General features: G+C 73.9%; 13 protein-coding genes. 9 read left to right on the plus strand and 4 right to left on the minus strand.

The features are described from left to right. Position 1 precedes the first annotated feature (1 nt). Complete coding sequence (locus ABD54_RS08075; RefSeq protein WP_047868807.1) at positions 2–499, minus strand: PH domain-containing protein; 498 nt, start codon at positions 497–499, stop codon at positions 2–4. Between the two features lie 109 nt (positions 500–608). Between ABD54_RS08075 and ABD54_RS08080 the strand changes: the two genes are divergently transcribed. Beyond that, entirely contained in the window at positions 609–1517 is a 909-nt protein-coding gene (locus ABD54_RS08080) for an SPFH domain-containing protein (RefSeq protein WP_047868808.1), read from the plus strand. 15 nt (positions 1518–1532) lie between these two features. Continuing rightward, positions 1533–1775: a hypothetical protein gene (locus tag ABD54_RS08085; RefSeq protein ID WP_047868809.1), complete on the plus strand. Its 243-nt coding sequence runs from the start codon at positions 1533–1535 to the stop codon at positions 1773–1775. 66 nt (positions 1776–1841) lie between these two features. Here the strand turns inward: ABD54_RS08085 and ABD54_RS08090 are convergent, their stop codons facing one another. Together ABD54_RS08090 and ABD54_RS08095 are read right to left on the minus strand one after the other, a co-directional pair. Continuing rightward, entirely contained in the window at positions 1842–3509 is a 1668-nt protein-coding gene (locus tag ABD54_RS08090; protein ID WP_047868810.1) for an FAD-binding dehydrogenase, read from the minus strand. A gap of 346 nt (positions 3510–3855) precedes the next feature. Beyond that, on the minus strand, positions 3856–4950 hold the full coding sequence (locus ABD54_RS08095; protein ID WP_047868811.1) for a zinc-binding dehydrogenase: 1095 nt from the start codon (positions 4948–4950) through the stop codon (positions 3856–3858). 181 nt (positions 4951–5131) lie between these two features. On the opposite strand from ABD54_RS08095, the gene ABD54_RS08100 reads away from it, so the two are divergent. The 3 genes from ABD54_RS08100 (at position 5132) to ABD54_RS08110 (ending at position 8460) form a co-directional block, all read left to right on the plus strand. Further along, entirely contained in the window at positions 5132–6136 is a 1005-nt protein-coding gene (locus tag ABD54_RS08100; protein ID WP_047868812.1) for a Ku protein, read from the plus strand. Positions 6137–6788: 652 nt separating this feature from the next. After that, positions 6789–7619, plus strand: coding sequence for a dimethylargininase (gene ddaH, locus ABD54_RS08105; protein ID WP_047868813.1), 831 nt, complete (start codon positions 6789–6791; stop codon positions 7617–7619). 214 nt (positions 7620–7833) lie between these two features. Further along, on the plus strand, positions 7834–8460 hold the full coding sequence (locus ABD54_RS08110) for a TetR/AcrR family transcriptional regulator (protein ID WP_200904067.1): 627 nt from the start codon (positions 7834–7836) through the stop codon (positions 8458–8460). A 41-nt stretch (positions 8461–8501) separates the two neighbouring features. On the opposite strand, the gene speB is transcribed toward ABD54_RS08110, so the two are convergent. After that, complete coding sequence (speB, locus tag ABD54_RS08115; protein ID WP_047868815.1) at positions 8502–9449, minus strand: agmatinase; 948 nt, start codon at positions 9447–9449, stop codon at positions 8502–8504. 312 nt (positions 9450–9761) lie between these two features. On the opposite strand from speB, the gene ABD54_RS08120 reads away from it, so the two are divergent. The 4 genes from ABD54_RS08120 (at position 9762) to ABD54_RS08135 (ending at position 16100) form a co-directional block, all read left to right on the plus strand. After that, a complete protein-coding gene (locus tag ABD54_RS08120) occupies positions 9762–11255 on the plus strand; it encodes a PucR family transcriptional regulator (protein WP_235432009.1) in 1494 nt (497 codons plus the stop codon). Positions 11256–11645: 390 nt separating this feature from the next. Further along, positions 11646–12965, plus strand: coding sequence for a GAF domain-containing protein (locus tag ABD54_RS08125; protein WP_047868817.1), 1320 nt, complete (start codon positions 11646–11648; stop codon positions 12963–12965). Positions 12966–13864: 899 nt separating this feature from the next. Then, positions 13865–15097: a PLP-dependent aminotransferase family protein gene (locus tag ABD54_RS08130; RefSeq protein ID WP_047868818.1), complete on the plus strand. Its 1233-nt coding sequence runs from the start codon at positions 13865–13867 to the stop codon at positions 15095–15097. A gap of 52 nt (positions 15098–15149) precedes the next feature. Beyond that, positions 15150–16100 (plus strand): D-alanine--D-alanine ligase, encoded by a 951-nt coding sequence (locus ABD54_RS08135; protein WP_047868819.1) that lies wholly within the window; start codon positions 15150–15152, stop codon positions 16098–16100. The last annotated feature ends 80 nt before the right edge of the window (positions 16101–16180 follow it).

The raw sequence follows: 16180 nt of genomic DNA on the forward strand, positions 1-16180 counted from the left end.
CTCATGTCGCGTCCCCCGGGGTCGCCTGGGTGGTGTCGGTGAGCTGGTCGGCCACGCGCGTGGCCAGTTCGTGGTCCAAGCCGGTGATCTCGATCGGGCCGGCGGCGGAGGCGGTGGTCACGGTGACGCTGGAGAGCCCGAACGCCCGCTGGAGGGGGCCGCGCGCGGTGTCCACGGTCTGGATGCGCGACATCGGGGCCACCCGCCACTCCTGCCAGAGCCAGCCGCTGGAGGTGTAGACGGCCGTGTCGGTGACCTCCCAGCGGTGGACGCGGTAGCGCCACTGCGGCATGACCGCGGTGACCAGCAGTCCGATCCCGCCGATCACCCCGGCGGCGGCCAGGAACCAGGCGCGCGGCGGCTCCCAGATGATCGCGGGCACCACGGGGACGGCGGTGAGGAGGACCGTCACGGTCAGGGACCGGGTCGTCCACCAGCGGACGGCACGTCCGTCCACCCGGTTGCGGGGCGGGCGCAGGCGGGGGGTGTCGGCGCTCATCGCGTCCACTCCTCCTTCGGTTCGGGGCCCTGGCGGGCCGGGTGTCTTTTAAAAGTGATATCACAATGCTATTCTCGCGTCATCACCCGACAGAGAACGGAAACCTCAGATGACCGCCACCGGCCAGGCCCCCGCTCCTGCTCCCCAGTACAGAGAACACCCCGCCGCCAGCATCAACGGCATGGTGATGGCGGTGGTCAGCGTCCTGCTCTTCCTGCTCGGCGTCGCCGTCGCGCTGTCGCCCGTCGTAGGACTGCCCGTGCCCCTGGTGGCGGTCGGCGCCGTCCTCGCAGTGGTCGGCTTCCTGCTCTTCATCGGGCTGGAGATGGTCGCGCCCAACGAGGCCAAGGTCGTCCAGCTCTTCGGCCGCTACGTCGGCAGCGTCCGCACCGACGGCCTGCGCTGGGTCAACCCCTTCACCGTCCGCAAGGGCGTGTCCACCCGCATCCGCAACCACGAGACCTCCGTGATGAAGGTCAACGACGCCTCCGGCAGCCCCATCGAGATCGCCGCCGTCATCGTCTGGCAGGTGGAGGACACCGCCCGCGCCTCCTTCGAGGTGGACGACTTCGTGGAGTTCGTCTCCATCCAGACCGAGGCCGCCGTACGCCACATCGCGGGCAACTACCCCTACGACTCCTACGACACCGACACCAGCCGCTCCCTGCGCGGCAGCGCCGACCTCATCACCGAGCAGCTGTCCCGGGAGGTCGGCGAGCGGGTCGAGGCGGCGGGCGTGCGGATCGTGGAGACGCGCTTCACCCACCTGGCCTACGCCTCCGAGGTCGCCCAGGCCATGCTCCAGCGCCAGCAGGCCAGCGCGCTGATCGCCGCCCGCCAGGAGATCGTCGAGGGCGCCGTGGGCATGGTCGACCGCGCGCTCGCCCGCCTGTCGGAGGAGGACGTGGTGGAACTGGACGAGGAGCGCAAGGCCGCCATGGTCAGCAACCTGCTCGTGGTGCTGTGCTCCGACCGCCCCGCCAGCCCCGTCGTCAACGCCGGAACCCTGTACCAGTGACCGCGTGAGGTGGCAGTGCCCGAGCGCAAGAAGGTGCTGCTGCGGCTCGACCCCGCCGTCCACGACGCGCTCGCGCGGTGGGCCGGGCAGGAGTTGCGCAGCACCAACGCCCAGATCGAGTTCCTGCTGCGCCGCGCGCTGGACGACGCGGGGCGGATGCCCAACGAGGCGGGGGCCATCCCCCGCCGAGGCCGACCGCGCAGACCCGAGCCGGAACAGCCGGAGCCCGAGCAGGAGGACGAGGGCCCGGGGAAGTGACGGCGCCGCCGGAGCCGCGGAGCCCGGGCGGGGGGACGAAGTCCACCCCGCCCGGGAGGGCATGCGCTAGCCCAGAGCCGCCGCGGCGGCCCGACCGGCCGTGCGGCCCGAGAAAAGGCAGCCGCCCAGGAAGGTGCCCTCCAGCGCCCGGTAGCCGTGCACCCCGCCGCCGCCGAACCCCGCGACCTCGCCCGCGGCGTACACCCCCGGCAGCGGTGTGCCGTCCGCGCGCAGCACGCGGGCGTCCAGGTCGGTGTGCAGGCCGCCCAGGGACTTGCGGGTGAGCACGTGCAGGCGCACCGCGATCAGCGGGCCCGCCTTGGGGTCCAGGATCTGGTGCGGGGCCGCCACCCTGGCCAGGCGGTCGCCCCGGTAGTTGCGCGCCCCGTGGATCGCCGTCACCTGGAGGTCCTTGGTGAAGGTGTTGACCATCTCCCGGTCGCGGGCCACCACCTCGCGGGTGACGGTGTCGGCGTCGAGCACGCCGTCGCCCGCGATCTCCTTCATCCGCCGGATCAGCTCGGGCAGCCGGTCGGCCACGGCGAAGTCCGCGCCGTTGCTCTTGAAGGCCTCCACCGGCCCCGGCGCGCCCGGCAGCACACGCTTGAGGACGAGACCGAGGTCCTTCCCGGTCAGGTCGGGGTTCTGCTCCGACCCCGACAGGGCGAACTCCTTCTCGATGATCCTCTGCGAGAGCACGAACCACGTGTACTCGTGGCCGCCGCGCATGATGTGCTCCAGGGTTCCCAGGGTGTCGAACCCGGGGAAGTAGGGCGCGGGCAGCCGTTTGCCGGTCGCGTCCAGCCACAGCGAGGAGGGCCCCGGCAGGATGCGGATGCCGTGCCGGGCCCAGACGGGGTCCCAGTTCCGGATGCCCTCGGTGTAGTGCCACATGCGGTCGGGGTTGACGATCCGCCCGCCCGCCCGCTCGGTGATGGCCAGCATGCGCCCGTCCACGTGCTCGGGCACACCCGAGAGCATGTGCCGCGGCGGGGTGCCCAGGCGCTCGGGCCAGTTGCGGCGCACCAGGTCGTGGTCGCCGCCGATCCCGCCGGAGGTGACGATCACGGCCTGGGCGGAGAACTCGAAGTCGCCCACCGCTTCGCGTCCGCTGGCCTCGCCCCGCCTGACGTCGCTGGGGGCCAGGACCGCGCCGCGCACGCCGGTGACCGTCCCGCCCGCGACCACCAGCTCGTCCACCCGGTGGCGGAAGCGCAGCGAGACCAGGCCGCGCTCGGCCGCCGCGCGCACCCGCCGCTCGAACGGCGCGACCACGCCCGGGCCGGTGCCCCAGGTGATGTGGAACCGGGGCACGGAGTTGCCGTGGCCGTCGGCCAGGTAGCCGCCGCGCTCGGCCCAGCCCACGATGGGGAAGAACCGTATCCCCTGCCGGTGGAGCCAGGAGCGCTTCTCCCCGGCTGCGAAGTCCACGTAGGCCTCGGCCCACCGGCGGGGCCAGGCGTCCTCGGGACGGTCGAACCCCGCGGTGCCCGACCAGTCCTGCATGGCCAGCTCAGCGGAGTCCCTGACGCCCATGCGCCGCTGCTCCGGGGAGTCCACGAGGAACAGCCCGCCGAAGGACCAGAACGCCTGCCCGCCCAGTGACTGCTCGGGCTCCTGGTCCAGCAGGAGCACGTGCCTGCCCGCGTCCGCGAGCTCGGCCGCCGCGGTCAGGCCCGCCAACCCGGCGCCGACGACGATGACGTCGGCGCGGTCGTCTCCGCTACCACCCATGCTGTTCCCTCCGGTCGGCCGTGCCCGGGGCACGGCGTGCGCGTCGGTGACGACTGTGCCGCCGTCGCGGCGGCACGGCAAGGGCAGAGTGTGTCTTGCGCCACAGGATTTATCAGGAGGTGACAAACCCTTCCAGTTCGCCCGGAATCGTGCGACCCATGCGCGCCGGACCCCTCCGGCCCCGTTCGCGCTGTTCACACCGTGTTCAAGGCGAAGGACTCCGCGTGTGCTTCCATCCCCCGACCCTCGCCCCCGGCTGCCTCGCCGCACTCATCGGGCTCGCGACCCTCACACCACGGGCTCCGGCGGTACCGCGCCAGCACGGCGCCGCCGGAGCCCGCCGGGTTCAGCCCCCGAAGCGCACCAGCGACCGGCCGCCCCGACCTCCGGCCATGCGCTCGAAGGCCTCGGGCACGCCTTCGAGCGGGATCTCGTCGGTGACCATGGCCGCCAGCTTCAGATCCCCCGACCGCACCCGCTCGGCGATGAGCGGGACGTCGCGCACCGGGTCGCTGGAGCCGTACACGCATCCGCGCAGAGTGCGCGCCTGGTGGAACAGCTCCAGCGCGTTGAAGGAGACCTCGTCGCCCACCCCGCCCACGCCCACCACCGTGACCGTGCCGCCTCGCCGAGTCACGTCCCAGGCCGAGCGCACCGCCTTCGCCGACCCCACCACCTCGAAGGCGTGGTCGGCGCCGCGCCCGCCCGTCAGCGCGCGCACGGCCCTGACCAGGGTCTCGTCGGCGAGCAGGAACTCGGTGGCGCCGAGCGAGCGGGCCAGCTCCTCCTTGGCGGGGGAGACGTCCACCGCGACCACCGGGTCGGCCCCGGCCAGGTGCGCGGCCTGGAGCACCGACAGGCCCACCCCGCCCAGGCCCAGCACGACGGCGGACTGGCCCCCGCGCACGCCCGCGGAGTTGTTGACCGCGCCCCAGCCGGTGAGCACCGCGCAGCCCAGCACGGCGGCCGCCGCCGGGTCGATCCCGTCGGGCAGCGGCACGAGGGCGGAGGCGGGCACCACGGTGGCCTCGGCGAACGCGCCGCACCCCAGCCCGGGGTAGACGGGCGTGCCGTCGGCGAGCTCGGCGTAGGGCTGCGCGGTGCGGTCCAGCGCGTGCTCGCACAGGTACGGCTCGCCCTGGCGGCAGAACCAGCACTCGCGGCAGGAGGGGGCCCAGTTCAGGATCACCTGCTGGCCGGGGACCACCTCCGTGACGCCCCCGCCGACGGCGTCGACGGTTCCGGCTCCCTCGTGGCCCAGCACGGCCGGCCACTTCTGCGCCAGGGTGCCGTCGGACAGGGACAGGTCGGAGTGGCACACCCCGGCCGCGGCCAGGCGCACCCGCACCTGGCCGGGGCCGGGGTCGGGCAGGACCAGGTCGCGGATGCGGGGAGGGGCGCCGCGCTCGGAGAAGACGGCGGCCCTGACGGTCGTACTCATGGGAGGCTCCAATCACGGACTGCCGCGACAGTAGCAATACCGACTGGTCGGTCAAGGGCCCGGGGTGCGCGGACCCGTGTTCTCCCGGACGGGCGCGCTCCTTTCCGCCTTGGGGGTCCTTTGCCGTCGTCTGCCGACATTTTGCCTGGTAACGGTAAGGATGGGGGCAGAGGGAGGGGTCATGGTCAATCCGGTCTGGGTGGGAACCCTCATGTTCGGCAGGGTGCCCGTCGGCGTGCGCCTCTACAGCGCGCGCGAACGCAGGGGTCCCGTGCTGCACCAGTTCGAGCGGGGCACGGCCGACCGCGTCCGCTACGTCCGCGTCAACGAGCGCACCGGTGAGGAGGTCGCCAGCGAGGACGTCGTGCGCGGGGCGCGCACCGGGGTCGAGGACGAGTACGTGGTCCTGGAACCGGAGGAGCTGGAGGAGATCCTCCCGCACGGCTCGCGCACCATGGAGCTGACCGGCTTCCTGTCCCAGGGCGCCGTCGACGCGCTGTGGTACGCCTCCACCTACTACGTCGCGCCCCGGGCCGCGGTCGACGCCAAGGCCTACCAGCTTCTGTACACGGCCCTGGAGCAGACCCGCCGCGCGGGCGTGGCCACCATCGTCCTGCGCGACCGCGAGTACCCCGTCCTGATCGAGCCGAACCGGGGCGTGCTGTCGGCCTCCACCCTGTGGTGGCCCGACGAGGTCCGCGAACCCGACGACGTGATGCCGCCCGTGGCCCGCGCCGCGCTGTCCAAGAGCGAACTCGAACTGGCCCGCGAGCTGGTCGGGTCCCTGTCCATCGAGTGGGACCCCGAGGACTACTCCGACAGCTACGGCCAGCGCCTGACCGAACTGGTGCGCGCCAAGGCCGGGGGCGGGACGTTCACCCACCGGCCAGAGCAGACCGCGCCCCCAGAGGACGCGGACGGCCTCGGCGAGGCCCTGCGCCAGAGCCTGCCCGCCCAGCGCACCCGGGGTACGCGGTCGCGGGGCCCGCGCGCGTCCACCGGCGCGGAGGGGGCCCGGCGGGCCGCAGCACGCGGTACCCGGGTCGAGCGGCGGAGCGAGGGCAGGGTCACCAAGCGCGAACTGCTCCAGCGGGCCTCGGAACTGGACGTGCCGGGCCGGTCCAAGATGAGCCGGGACCAGTTGGAGGAGGCCGTGGGGCTGAGCGGTTCCGAAGCCCGCCGCTGAGGACCGGGCCGGACGGGCCCTCCGCCGCCGCCCGGCCGCTCGTGCCGCGCCGCCGACGCCCCCGCCGCTCCGCCGCCGGAGGGCTCACCGGGTTGACGGACGGCCCGTGCGGCCGGACGGTGTTGGGACCGCTCCCGACACAGGCGGCGACACCGCCCCAGCGCTCGTGCCCTTCGGCTGCTTCGCCACCACCCACGGCTCCGGTTGGAACAACGCCTGCTCCACAGGCGCGATCGACCGCACTTCGCGGGAGCGGTGCGGCCTGGTCCGCGCCTCCCACCCCGGTTACACCGGACCGCTGCTCCGCATGCAGTTGTGGCACGGGACCGAGGAGATCGAACAGTGGACCGAAGTCCACGGCCTCGGCCGGACACCCGCTTCCACCGACCAGCCCCAGCCCGGCTGGACCCGCACCCGCCACGGCGCCACCGGCGGCCGTGCCCCGGTGGAGGCCGTCAGCATGCGCGGCGTGGGCCACACCCCGTGGCCGACGGCATGGCGGCCCACGCCATCATCTTCACGGAAGGGCCGCGCCGCGTTGCACTCGCGCCGTAGAGGGGTATGTCCCTTTTCGTCCGTGCGGACCCGAGGCGCGGTGAACCCACGCGCAACCGGGGCCGCCCAGTGTCCCGCGCGGTGTACGGGAGGTCCCATGGCTCGACCGGTCGGTCCGGCGGCGGTTCCGCGGCACTACCTCATGTGCCGCCCCACCTACTTCGCGGTCGAGTACGCGATCAACCCCTGGATGGACCCGGCGGCGGGCGTCGACCGCGCACGCGCCATCCGCCAGTGGGAGGGGCTGCGCGACCTCTACCTCTCACTGGGGCACCGCGTAAGCGAGATCGCCCCGGTCGACGGTCTGCCCGACATGGTCTTCGCCGCCAACGGCGCCCTGGTCGTGGACGGCAGGGTCTACGGGGCGCGCTTCGCCAGCGCCGAGCGAACCCCGGAGGGCCCGGCCTACCTCGACTGGTTCCGCCAGGCGGGCTACACCGAGACCCGCGAGCCCAAGTACGTCAACGAGGGTGAGGGCGACTTCCTCACCCTGGACGAGATGGTTCTGGCGGGCACGGGGTTCCGGACCGAGGCCGCCGCGCACCAGGAGGCCGAGCGCTTCCTGGGCCGCCCCGTCGTCACCCTCCAGCTGACCGACCCGCGCTTCTACCACCTGGACACCGCGCTGTTCGCCCTCTCCGGTGACCGGATCGCCTACTACCCCGGTGCCTTCTCGGCCGGAAGCCGACGGGTTCTGCGCTCGCTCTTCCCTGACGCGCTCCTGGCCACAGAGGAGGACGCCGCCGTGCTCGGCCTCAACGCCGTGTGCGACGGCCGCAACGTCGTCATCGCCGCCGAGGCCACCGCCCTGGCCGACCGCCTGCGGGCCCTGGGCTACGCCGTCCACCCCGTGGAGCTGGACGAGCTGCGCCGGGCCGGGGGCGGCGCCAAGTGCTGCACCCTGGTGCTGCGCGACGCCCCCGTGTGAGGGAGCCCCGGGCCCCGGCCCGCCGATGCTCGAACCCGTCGCGGTCCGCTCCGCTCCGACGCCGGAAGGATGTGGGAAATACCACCGCGAAGCGGACCCGCCGGGCCGACGCCACAGGTCACGTGCGCGCGCCCGCCCCGGACCGAGCGCGGGCCCGCGTACGGGGGACCAGCGCCCCTGGCCGGACACCGCCGCCGCAATAAAGTCTGGATGCGTGAAGAGCACACAGCGCAGACTCCCGCGTCAGCTCAGGGAAGAGCAGATGATCGACGCCGCCGTCACCGCGTTCTCGCGCGGCGGTTACCACACCGTGAGCGTCGAGGAGATCGCCGAGGCGGCCGGGACCTCCAAGCCCACCGTGTACCAGTACCTGGGCTCCAAGGAACGGATCTTCACCGCCTGCGTGCGCCGTGAGACCGACCGGCTCATCGAGGCCGTGCGCGCCGCGGCGCACGACCCGCACGCCCCGAAGGGGGAGGACCCCCTGCACCGGGGCATGCGCGCCTTCTTCGTCTTCGTCACCGGCAACCGGGCGAGCTGGACCGTGCTGTACCGGCACGCGGACCTGCGGGGCGAGCCCTTCGCCGGGGAGGCCGTGCGGCTCAGGAACCGCGTGACGGCCGAGGTGGCCGACCTCGTCACCGAGTGCACGCGCCGGGGTTGCGGCGACCTCGACCCCAGGGACGCCCAGTTGTTGGCGCGCATCGCGGTCAGCACCGCCGACGCCTTCGCCGACTGGTTCCTGGAGCACCCCGAGGAGAGCCCCGAGACCATGGCCCGGCACGTCACCGACCTGACCTGGGCCCACCTGCGAGCCCGCCGGGAGGGCGCCGAGGTCTGAACCCCGGCGCCCCGGGCGCCGCCCCGCCGCGGCGCGCGGGATCAGCGCCCGTGGTTCAGCGCCAGGACGCTGACCAGGTCGTAGGCCACGTGCGAGGCGGCGGTCGCGGTGATCTGCGCGTGGTCGTAGGCCGGGGCGACCTCCACCACGTCGGCGCCCACCAGGTTGCAGGAGGCCAGTCCGCGCAGGATCTCCAGCAGTTCGCGGCTGGTCAGACCGCCCGCCTCCGGGGTGCCGGTGCCGGGCGCGTGCGCCGGGTCGAGCACGTCGATGTCCACCGACACGTACAGCGGGCGGCGGCCGATGCGCTGGCGCAGCGCGTCGGCGACCTCGTCCACGCCCCTGCGCATGACGTCGGCGGAGGTGACGATGCCGAAGCCGAAGCGGCGGTCCTCCTCCAGGTCCTTCTTGCCGTACAGCGGGCCGCGGGTGCCCACGTGGCACAGGGCCTCGGTGTCCAGGATCCCCTCCTCCACGGCGCGGCGGAACGGGGTGCCGTGGGTGTAGGGCTCGCCGAAGTAGGTGTCCCAGGTGTCCAGGTGGGCGTCGAAGTGCAGCAGGGCGATCGGCCCGTGCCGGCGGTACAGCGAGCGCAGCAGCGGCAGCGCGATGGTGTGGTCGCCGCCCAGGGTGACCAGGCGGGTGCCCGCCCGCACGAACTCGGAAGCGCATTGGTCCAGGGTCTCCACCGCGTCGCCGATCGAGAAGGGGTTGACCGCGACGTCGCCGCCGTCGACGACCTGGGCGGAGGCGAACGGGGACACGTCCAGGCCCGGGTTGTAGGGGCGCAGCAGGCGGCTGGCCTCGCGGATGGCCGAGGGGCCGAAGCGCGCGCCGGGACGGTAGGACACGCCGGTGTCGAAGGGTACGCCGACCACGGCGATGTCGGCGTGCCCGACCTGGTCGATGCGCGGCAGCCGGGCGAAGGTGGCCGGTCCGGCGAAGCGCGGTACGAGGCTGGAGTCGGTGGGGCCGATCGGTGCGTTCACGGGTGTCCTTCTCGTCGTCGGTGCGGTGTTCGGTGCGGTCCGCGGGCGGGGAGGCGCTGTGGGACGAAAGCGGCCGCGTCGGTGCGGATGACACGAGCCCCGGTCAGGTTAGGCAGCCGACGCGGTCTCCTCCAGTGGACGAACCGTCCACAAAAGTGCGTTGTACTGGATGAGGTATCCAAAACACGCGGTCAGCGCGCCCGCACGGGGACAACCGTCCTCTCCGATCCGCCGGGCGGGGGCGCGGGCCGGTTCGAGAAGGGGGTCCCCGGGTTGGCGGGACAGAGCCGGGCACAGGGACACACGGTCCCGTTGAGCACCGTCGTGGGCCGCCGCGACCTGGGACTGACCGCCCTCGTGGACGCCGGGGACCCGGGGATCGGCTGGGCGGTGGCCAGCGAGCTTGCCGACCCGGCCGCCTACCTGCGCGGCGGCGAACTGCTGCTCACCGCGGGCGTCAACCTGCCCGCGGCCCCCGCCGGTCTGCGCGGCTACGTGGCCTCCCTGGTCGGCGCGGGGGTCAGCGCCCTCGGCTTCGGCGTCACCCCGGTGCACGACACCGTCCCCGCCGGGCTTGTCGAGCAGTGCCGCGCGCGGGGGCTGCCCCTGGTGCAGGTGCCCCGCCCCACGCCCTTCGCCGCCGTCAGCCAGGCCGTGGGCGCCGAACTCCAGGAGCTGCACCTGCGCGACCTGCGCCGCCTGGGCGAGGCGCACCAGGCCCTGGCCCTGGCCGTCACCGCCGACGCCCCCGTGGACCGGGTCCTGCGCGTCCTGGCCGAGGCCCTGGGCGGCTGGGCGGTCCTGAACCGCCCGTCGCCCGCCGTGCCGGGCGGCGCCCACCGCACGGCGGGCGCCCCGGCGGAGCTGGACCCCGAACTGCACGGGCTCGCGGACCGGCTCACCCGACCGCACGGCCCGCGCAGCGCCAAGGCCCGGGTGCGGGGCGAGGAGGTCTTCCTGCACACCGTCGGCGCCCCGCCGCGCGAGCACGGCGTGGTCCTGGTCGGCCGCCCCGAACCGCTGGGCGTCACCGACCGGGCCGTCCTGCGCACCGCCACCGCCCTGTTGGAGCTGCTCGCCCGCGCCTCCCGGGGCGCCCCGCCCGCCCCGGGCCGCCTGATCACCGGCCTGCTCCTGGACGGCGGGCTCACCGACGCGGCCGTGCCGCTGCTGGCCGAACTCACCGCCCCGACGCACGCCCCCGCCGGGACGGCGCTCCCCGGCGCCTACCGGGTCCTGCGCGCCAGGCCCGCAGGGCGGGGCCGCCACACCGCCCCCGCCGCGCTGCCCCTGGGCACCAGGCTGCTGGACGCGGGCCCCGGTGAGGACCTTCGCGCAGTCCTCGCCGACCGGGGCGAGGACGCGCACCGGGCCCACCTGGAACGGCTGCTCGACCACGGCTGGATCGCTGTGCTGAGCGGATCGGCGGACCCGGCGGAGCTGGCCGCCGCGGACCGCCGGGCCGCCGCCCTGCTCACCCGCGCCCGCGCGGTCGGCGGGCCGCTGCTGGAGGAGGAGGCCGACCCCTTCGACGCCCTCCTGGCGCCGGGGGCAGGCGAGGACCTGGCCCGGAGCGTCCTGGGACCGCTGGCCGAGGACACCGACTCCGCGCGCACGCTGCGCCGCACACTGCTGGTCTGGCTCACCCGGCACGGCAACTGGGACCGGGCCGCCGCCGACCTGGGCGCCCACCGCAACAGCGTCCGCTACCGGATCGGACGCGTCGAGCGCGACCTGGGCGTGGACCTGGCCGACGCCGAGCAGCGCATGCGGCTGTGGTTCGCGCTCACCCGCTGGCGGCACTGACCCGGCCCCCGGCGGCCCCGCGCGGCCCGCGCGTGGCGCGGACATGTGTCCGGGAAAGTGTCGTTGCGGCATTACCGGCCGTTTTCGGCAATTCCGCTGTTCCGTTCGAACCCGGCCCCCTTTTCGAAGACGTGTCCACGGCCTTTCGGCGGTCGCCGAGCCGGGCGCCGCGTCGGATACGCGCGGACGCCAAGGGGTTTGCGGCTTCCCCGCGCCCACGAGATCCCCGTCCTCCCCTGGGTGCGGGATGGGGCATAATCCGGTGATGAAACGGAAGCGGAAGCGAGAGCGGCCTCCGAAACATGGGTGTATTTCCGTTCCCTCAACCCTGTCGAAGTCGAACCGAGAAAATTGATGAACGCCGTTGCGAACGCGAGCTCAGGGGACCGCATGTCTTTTCCGTCGCTGGACACGGCCCTGCCGGCCGGGGCCGACGCCCGTGAGCACGCCCGCCTGCTCCGGCGCGTGCACGAGGCCTCGCTCTCCGGCCGCCCGGCGCCGGCCGCCCTGCGACCGGTCATCGAGGACTCCTGGTCCCGCAGCCGACGATTCGGGATCGATCCCGACAGCGCCCCGCCGCCCCGCACCGCCCGCCCGGACGAGCTCCAACGGCACCGGGACGCCTCCCCGATCGCCGAGGTCATGCCGCTGATCCGCCGCTCCCTCGTCTCGGTCGCGGACGAGGCCGACCACATCATGCTGGTCACCGACGCCTCCGGCCAGATCCTGTGGCGCGACGGCTCCCACCGCATCCGCTCCCTCGGCGACCGCGTAGGGCTCGTCGAGGGCGCCTTCTGGAACGAGGGCAGCACCGGCACCAACGCCATCGGCACCGCCCTGGCAGTGGGACGGCCCGTGCAGGTCTACTCCGCCGAGCACTTCGTGCGCAACCTGCACGCCCTCACCTGCGCCTGCGCCCCCATCCACGACCCCCGCGACGGCCGCCTGCTCGGCGCCGTCGACGTCACCGGCCCGGTCTCCACCATCCACCCCTCCACTCTGGCCCTGGTCAGCGCGGTGTCCCAGCTGGCCGAGGCCCACCTGCAGAGCATCCACCACACCCACCTGGAGCGGCTGCGCTCGGTGGCCGCGCCCCTGCTGGCCGGGATGAGCGAGCGGGCACTGGTGGTGGACGAGGCCGGGTGGACCGCCGCGGCCGTCCACATGGAGCCGGTCCGCAGGGTGCTGCTGCCCAAACAGCGCGAGAGCGGCACCGCCTGGCTGCCCGCCCTTGGGGAGTGCGCCCTGGAGCCCCTGCCCGGCGGATGGCTGCTGCGCCCGCGTCCGGCGTCGGAGAGCGCGCCCTCCACGGTCACCCTGGACCTGACCCGGCCCTCGCCCAGGATGGTGGTCGCCGGGCCCAGCGGGGAGTGGGCGCACCGGCTCACCCCGCGCCATGCGGAGCTGCTGCTGCTGTTGGCCGTGCACCGGGGCGGGCGCACCGGCGCTCAGCTGTCCCAGGACGTGTTCGGCGCGGGCGGGCACGTGGTGACGGTGCGGGCCGAGCTCTCGCGCGTGCGCCGCCATCTGGGCGGCATCATCCAGAGCCGCCCCTACCGGTTCAGCGGTGAGGTGCGGGTGCGGGTGGTGCGGCCACCCTCGCCGGTGGACCTGCTGCCCGGGTCGGTGGCCCCCGGGGTGCGCGCGGTGCGGGACGCGCTCCGCGACGGAGACTGCCCCATGGCACTGTGCGACGGAACCGCAACCTAGTGCAACCGTTGCCGTGTCGTGCGGCGTGCGATGGACTGTGCGTGCGCGGCCCAGAGTCGGCGGCCGCCGCGGGGCGAGAGAGGGCCCGGCGGCGGACCGCGGACGGAACGCGTGGCGCGTCCACGGCCTTGGGACCTTGAGGGGGGTTCCGGGGGAGAGTAACGCAGAGGCGCCACCGGGCTCGGATGGCCGACCACGGGGATTCGGGGGAACCCCCTGGTGCCATCGCGCCGACGGTACGCCCCTCGCGGGAGTTCGGCTCCCCGGGGCGTGCCGATGCGTGGGGGACGGGTTCAGGGGGACCCGCCCCCACGCCGTGTTCCCCGAGGTGAGCCGCCGTCCCGGCGGGCGGACGGGGCTTCACCGGGGCGGTCCTGCGGGAGTCCGCCTCCAGCGGCCCGTGCGACCCGCTCCGCGCCGCGACCCCGTTCCTCGGGCGCCGACCGACGACAGGGGAAAGAACGGACCATGTTCTGTCCCCCTCTCCGTGAACTCCGCCGCGGACGGGTAGTCCAGCGGAAGAGACGGGACGAGGGGAGCGGATGTGACCGGTGTGGCGAACAGCACGCGCAGGCCCGTTCCGTGCCCGTCCTCCGACGCTGGGCTAGACTCGGTGCATTTACCGGGTCGTGTTCACCCGCGACCCAGCCCACCCGACCGCCCCGTCCACGACCCAGGGCAGCGCGCCCGCTCCCGTGGACGGGGTGTGAACCGCGGGGACGGCGAGGGCGTCGAACCCGGGAGCGCCGAGAGTTCCCGGACGGCCCCCCGTCCTGCCCCACAGAACGACCTTCCTTCGGAGGTGGACCGTGTCCGCTGACCACCGAGAGCAGCAGCCCAGTCAACAGGGTTCGCGTATCGACCCGCACTTCGGCCGCTACGCACGCCGAGCACAGGGCATGGTCGCATCGGAGGTCCGCGCACTGTTCGCCGTCGCCTCGCGCCCCGAGGTGGTCTCCCTCGCCGGGGGCATGCCCAACGTCGCGGCGCTGCCCCTGGAGCAGATCGGCGAACTGGTCAAGGACGTCGTCTCCGAGGAGGGCGCGGCGGCCCTCCAGTACGGTTCCGCCCAGGGCGACCCCGTGCTGCGCGAACAGATCTGCGACTACATGACGCTGGAGGGCATCACCTCCAGCCCCGACGACGTCATCGTCACGGTCGGCTCCCAGCAGGCCCTGGACCTGATCACCCGCGTCTTCGTCGACCCGGGCGACATCGTGTTGACCGAGGCCCCCACCTACGTCACCGCGATCAACACCTTCGCCGCATTCCAGGCCGACATCCGCCACGTCGGCATGGACGAGCAGGGCGTGATCCCCGAGGAGCTTGAGGAGGCGCTCGTCCGCGCCGAGCTGGACGGGCGTCCGGTGAAGTTCTTCTACACCGTCCCCAACTTCCAGAACCCCGCCGGGATCACCATGACCGCAGAGCGGCGCGCGCGGGTCACGGAGGCCTGCGAGCGCCACGACGTGCTCATCGTCGAGGACAACCCCTACGGCCTGCTGCGCTACGACGGCGACCCCGAGCCCACCCTCTACTCCCAGAGCGAGGGCAACGTCATCTACCTGGGATCGCTGTCCAAGACCCTCTCCCCGGGTCTGCGCATCGGCTGGGCGCTCGCACCCGCCGCGGTGCGCGCCAAGCTCGTCCTGGCCGCCGAGTCGGCGATGCTCAGCCACTCCACCTTCAACCAGCTGGTGGTGCGCCGCTACCTCAACACCTTCCCCTGGCGCGAGCAGATCAAGTCGTTCAACACGATGTACGGCGAACGCCGCGACGCGATGCTCAACGCGCTGACCGCGATGATGCCCGCGGGCTGCACCTGGACCCGCCCCCAGGGCGGATTCTTCGTCTGGGCCACCCTGCCCGAGGGCATCGACTCCAAGGCCATGCTCCCCCGGGCCGTCACCGAACGGGTCGCCTACGTGCCCGGTACCGGCTTCTACGCCGACGGACGCGGCCGGGCCGACATGCGCCTGAGCTTCTGCTACCCCACACCCGAGCAGATCCGTGAGGGCGTGCGCCGCCTCGTCGGAGCCATCGAGGGTGAGATCGACCTGCGTGATACGTTCGGCACCACCCTGGCCCCGAGCACCGACGGCCCACAGGCCCCCGCTCCGGACCTGCCCTGACACCCCATGAGGGCACCCCATCATGACAGCAGCACAGAAGGAGGTCCGCGCCGTGGCAGACCTTGACCGGGTTCTCGTCCTGGCCGGGGGCCTGTCCCCCGAACACGAGGTGAGCGTCCACTCCGGGCGCGGCGTCGCCGAGGCGCTGCGCAGGCTCGGCGTGGAGGTCCAGGTCGCCGACGTGGACTCCACCCTGCTGGACCGCCTCGTCCAGGACCCGCCGCAGGTGGTCTTCCCCGTCCTTCACGGGGCCGCGGGCGAGGACGGCGCCATCCGGGAGGTCCTGGAACTGGTCGGGGTGCCCTACGTGGGCGCCCGGCCGGGGGGCTGCCGCCTGGCCTACTCCAAGCCCGCCGCCAAGGCGCTGCTGGCCGCCGAGGGCGTGCGGGTGCCGCGCGGCGCCGCCCTGCCCAAGTCGGCCTTCCACGACTTGGGCGCTCCGGCGCTGATGGACCGGCTCGCCGACCGACTGGGCCTGCCGCTGTTCGTCAAGCCCGACCGGGGCGGCTCCGCGTTCGGCGCGGCGCCGGTCGGCTCGGTGCAGGAGCTGTCGGCGGCCCTGGTGTCCTGCTTCGCCTACAGCGACTCGGCCCTGGTCGAGGAGCAGGTGCAGGGCACCGAGCTGGCAGTGGGCGTCCTCGACACCGGCGACGGGCCGACGGCGCTGCCGCCGGTGGAGATCGTCCCCGACGGCGGGGTGTACGACTACGCCGCCCGCTACACCGCCGGGCGCACCGAGTTCTTCTGCCCGGCGCGCCTGGACCCCGCCACTGTCGCCGAGGCCACCGAGGTGGCGCTGACCGCGCACCGCGTCCTGGGGCTGCGGGACCTGTCCCGCACCGACGTCATCGTGGGGGCCGACGGCCGCGTCACCTTCCTGGAGACCAACGTGGCCCCGGGCCTGACCGAGACCTCCACCTTCCCGATGGGGGCAGCCGCCGCGGGGCTGGACTTCGCGGTCGCGTGCCGGGAGCTGGCCCACCAGGCGCTGCTGCGCGGCTGACCCCGCCGACGCGTCCGGGCCGGACGCCGCCGTTCCCGGCGGCCCCGGCCCGGCCCCGTTCCCGGGGTGTCCACCACCGG

The sequence above is a fragment of the Nocardiopsis sp. RV163 genome (assembly GCF_001029525.1).
Classification (GTDB): domain Bacteria; phylum Actinomycetota; class Actinomycetes; order Streptosporangiales; family Streptosporangiaceae; genus Nocardiopsis; species Nocardiopsis dassonvillei.

What these genes read in the sequence shown, in the direction of transcription:
- ABD54_RS08100 (WP_047868812.1), top strand. Translation starts at nt 5,132, where the DNA reads ATGGTCAATCCGGTCTGGGTGGGAACCCTCATGTTCGGCAGGGTGCCC.
- ABD54_RS08125 (WP_047868817.1), top strand. Translation starts at nt 11,646, where the DNA reads ATGTCTTTTCCGTCGCTGGACACGGCCCTGCCGGCCGGGGCCGACGCC.
- ABD54_RS08095 (WP_047868811.1), bottom strand. Translation starts at nt 4,950, where the DNA reads ATGAGTACGACCGTCAGGGCCGCCGTCTTCTCCGAGCGCGGCGCCCCT.
- ABD54_RS08075 (WP_047868807.1), bottom strand. Translation starts at nt 499, where the DNA reads ATGAGCGCCGACACCCCCCGCCTGCGCCCGCCCCGCAACCGGGTGGAC.
- ddaH (WP_047868813.1), top strand. Translation starts at nt 6,789, where the DNA reads ATGGCTCGACCGGTCGGTCCGGCGGCGGTTCCGCGGCACTACCTCATG.
- ABD54_RS08080 (WP_047868808.1), top strand. Translation starts at nt 609, where the DNA reads ATGACCGCCACCGGCCAGGCCCCCGCTCCTGCTCCCCAGTACAGAGAA.
- ABD54_RS08130 (WP_047868818.1), top strand. Translation starts at nt 13,865, where the DNA reads ATGGTCGCATCGGAGGTCCGCGCACTGTTCGCCGTCGCCTCGCGCCCC.
- ABD54_RS08090 (WP_047868810.1), bottom strand. Translation starts at nt 3,509, where the DNA reads ATGGGTGGTAGCGGAGACGACCGCGCCGACGTCATCGTCGTCGGCGCC.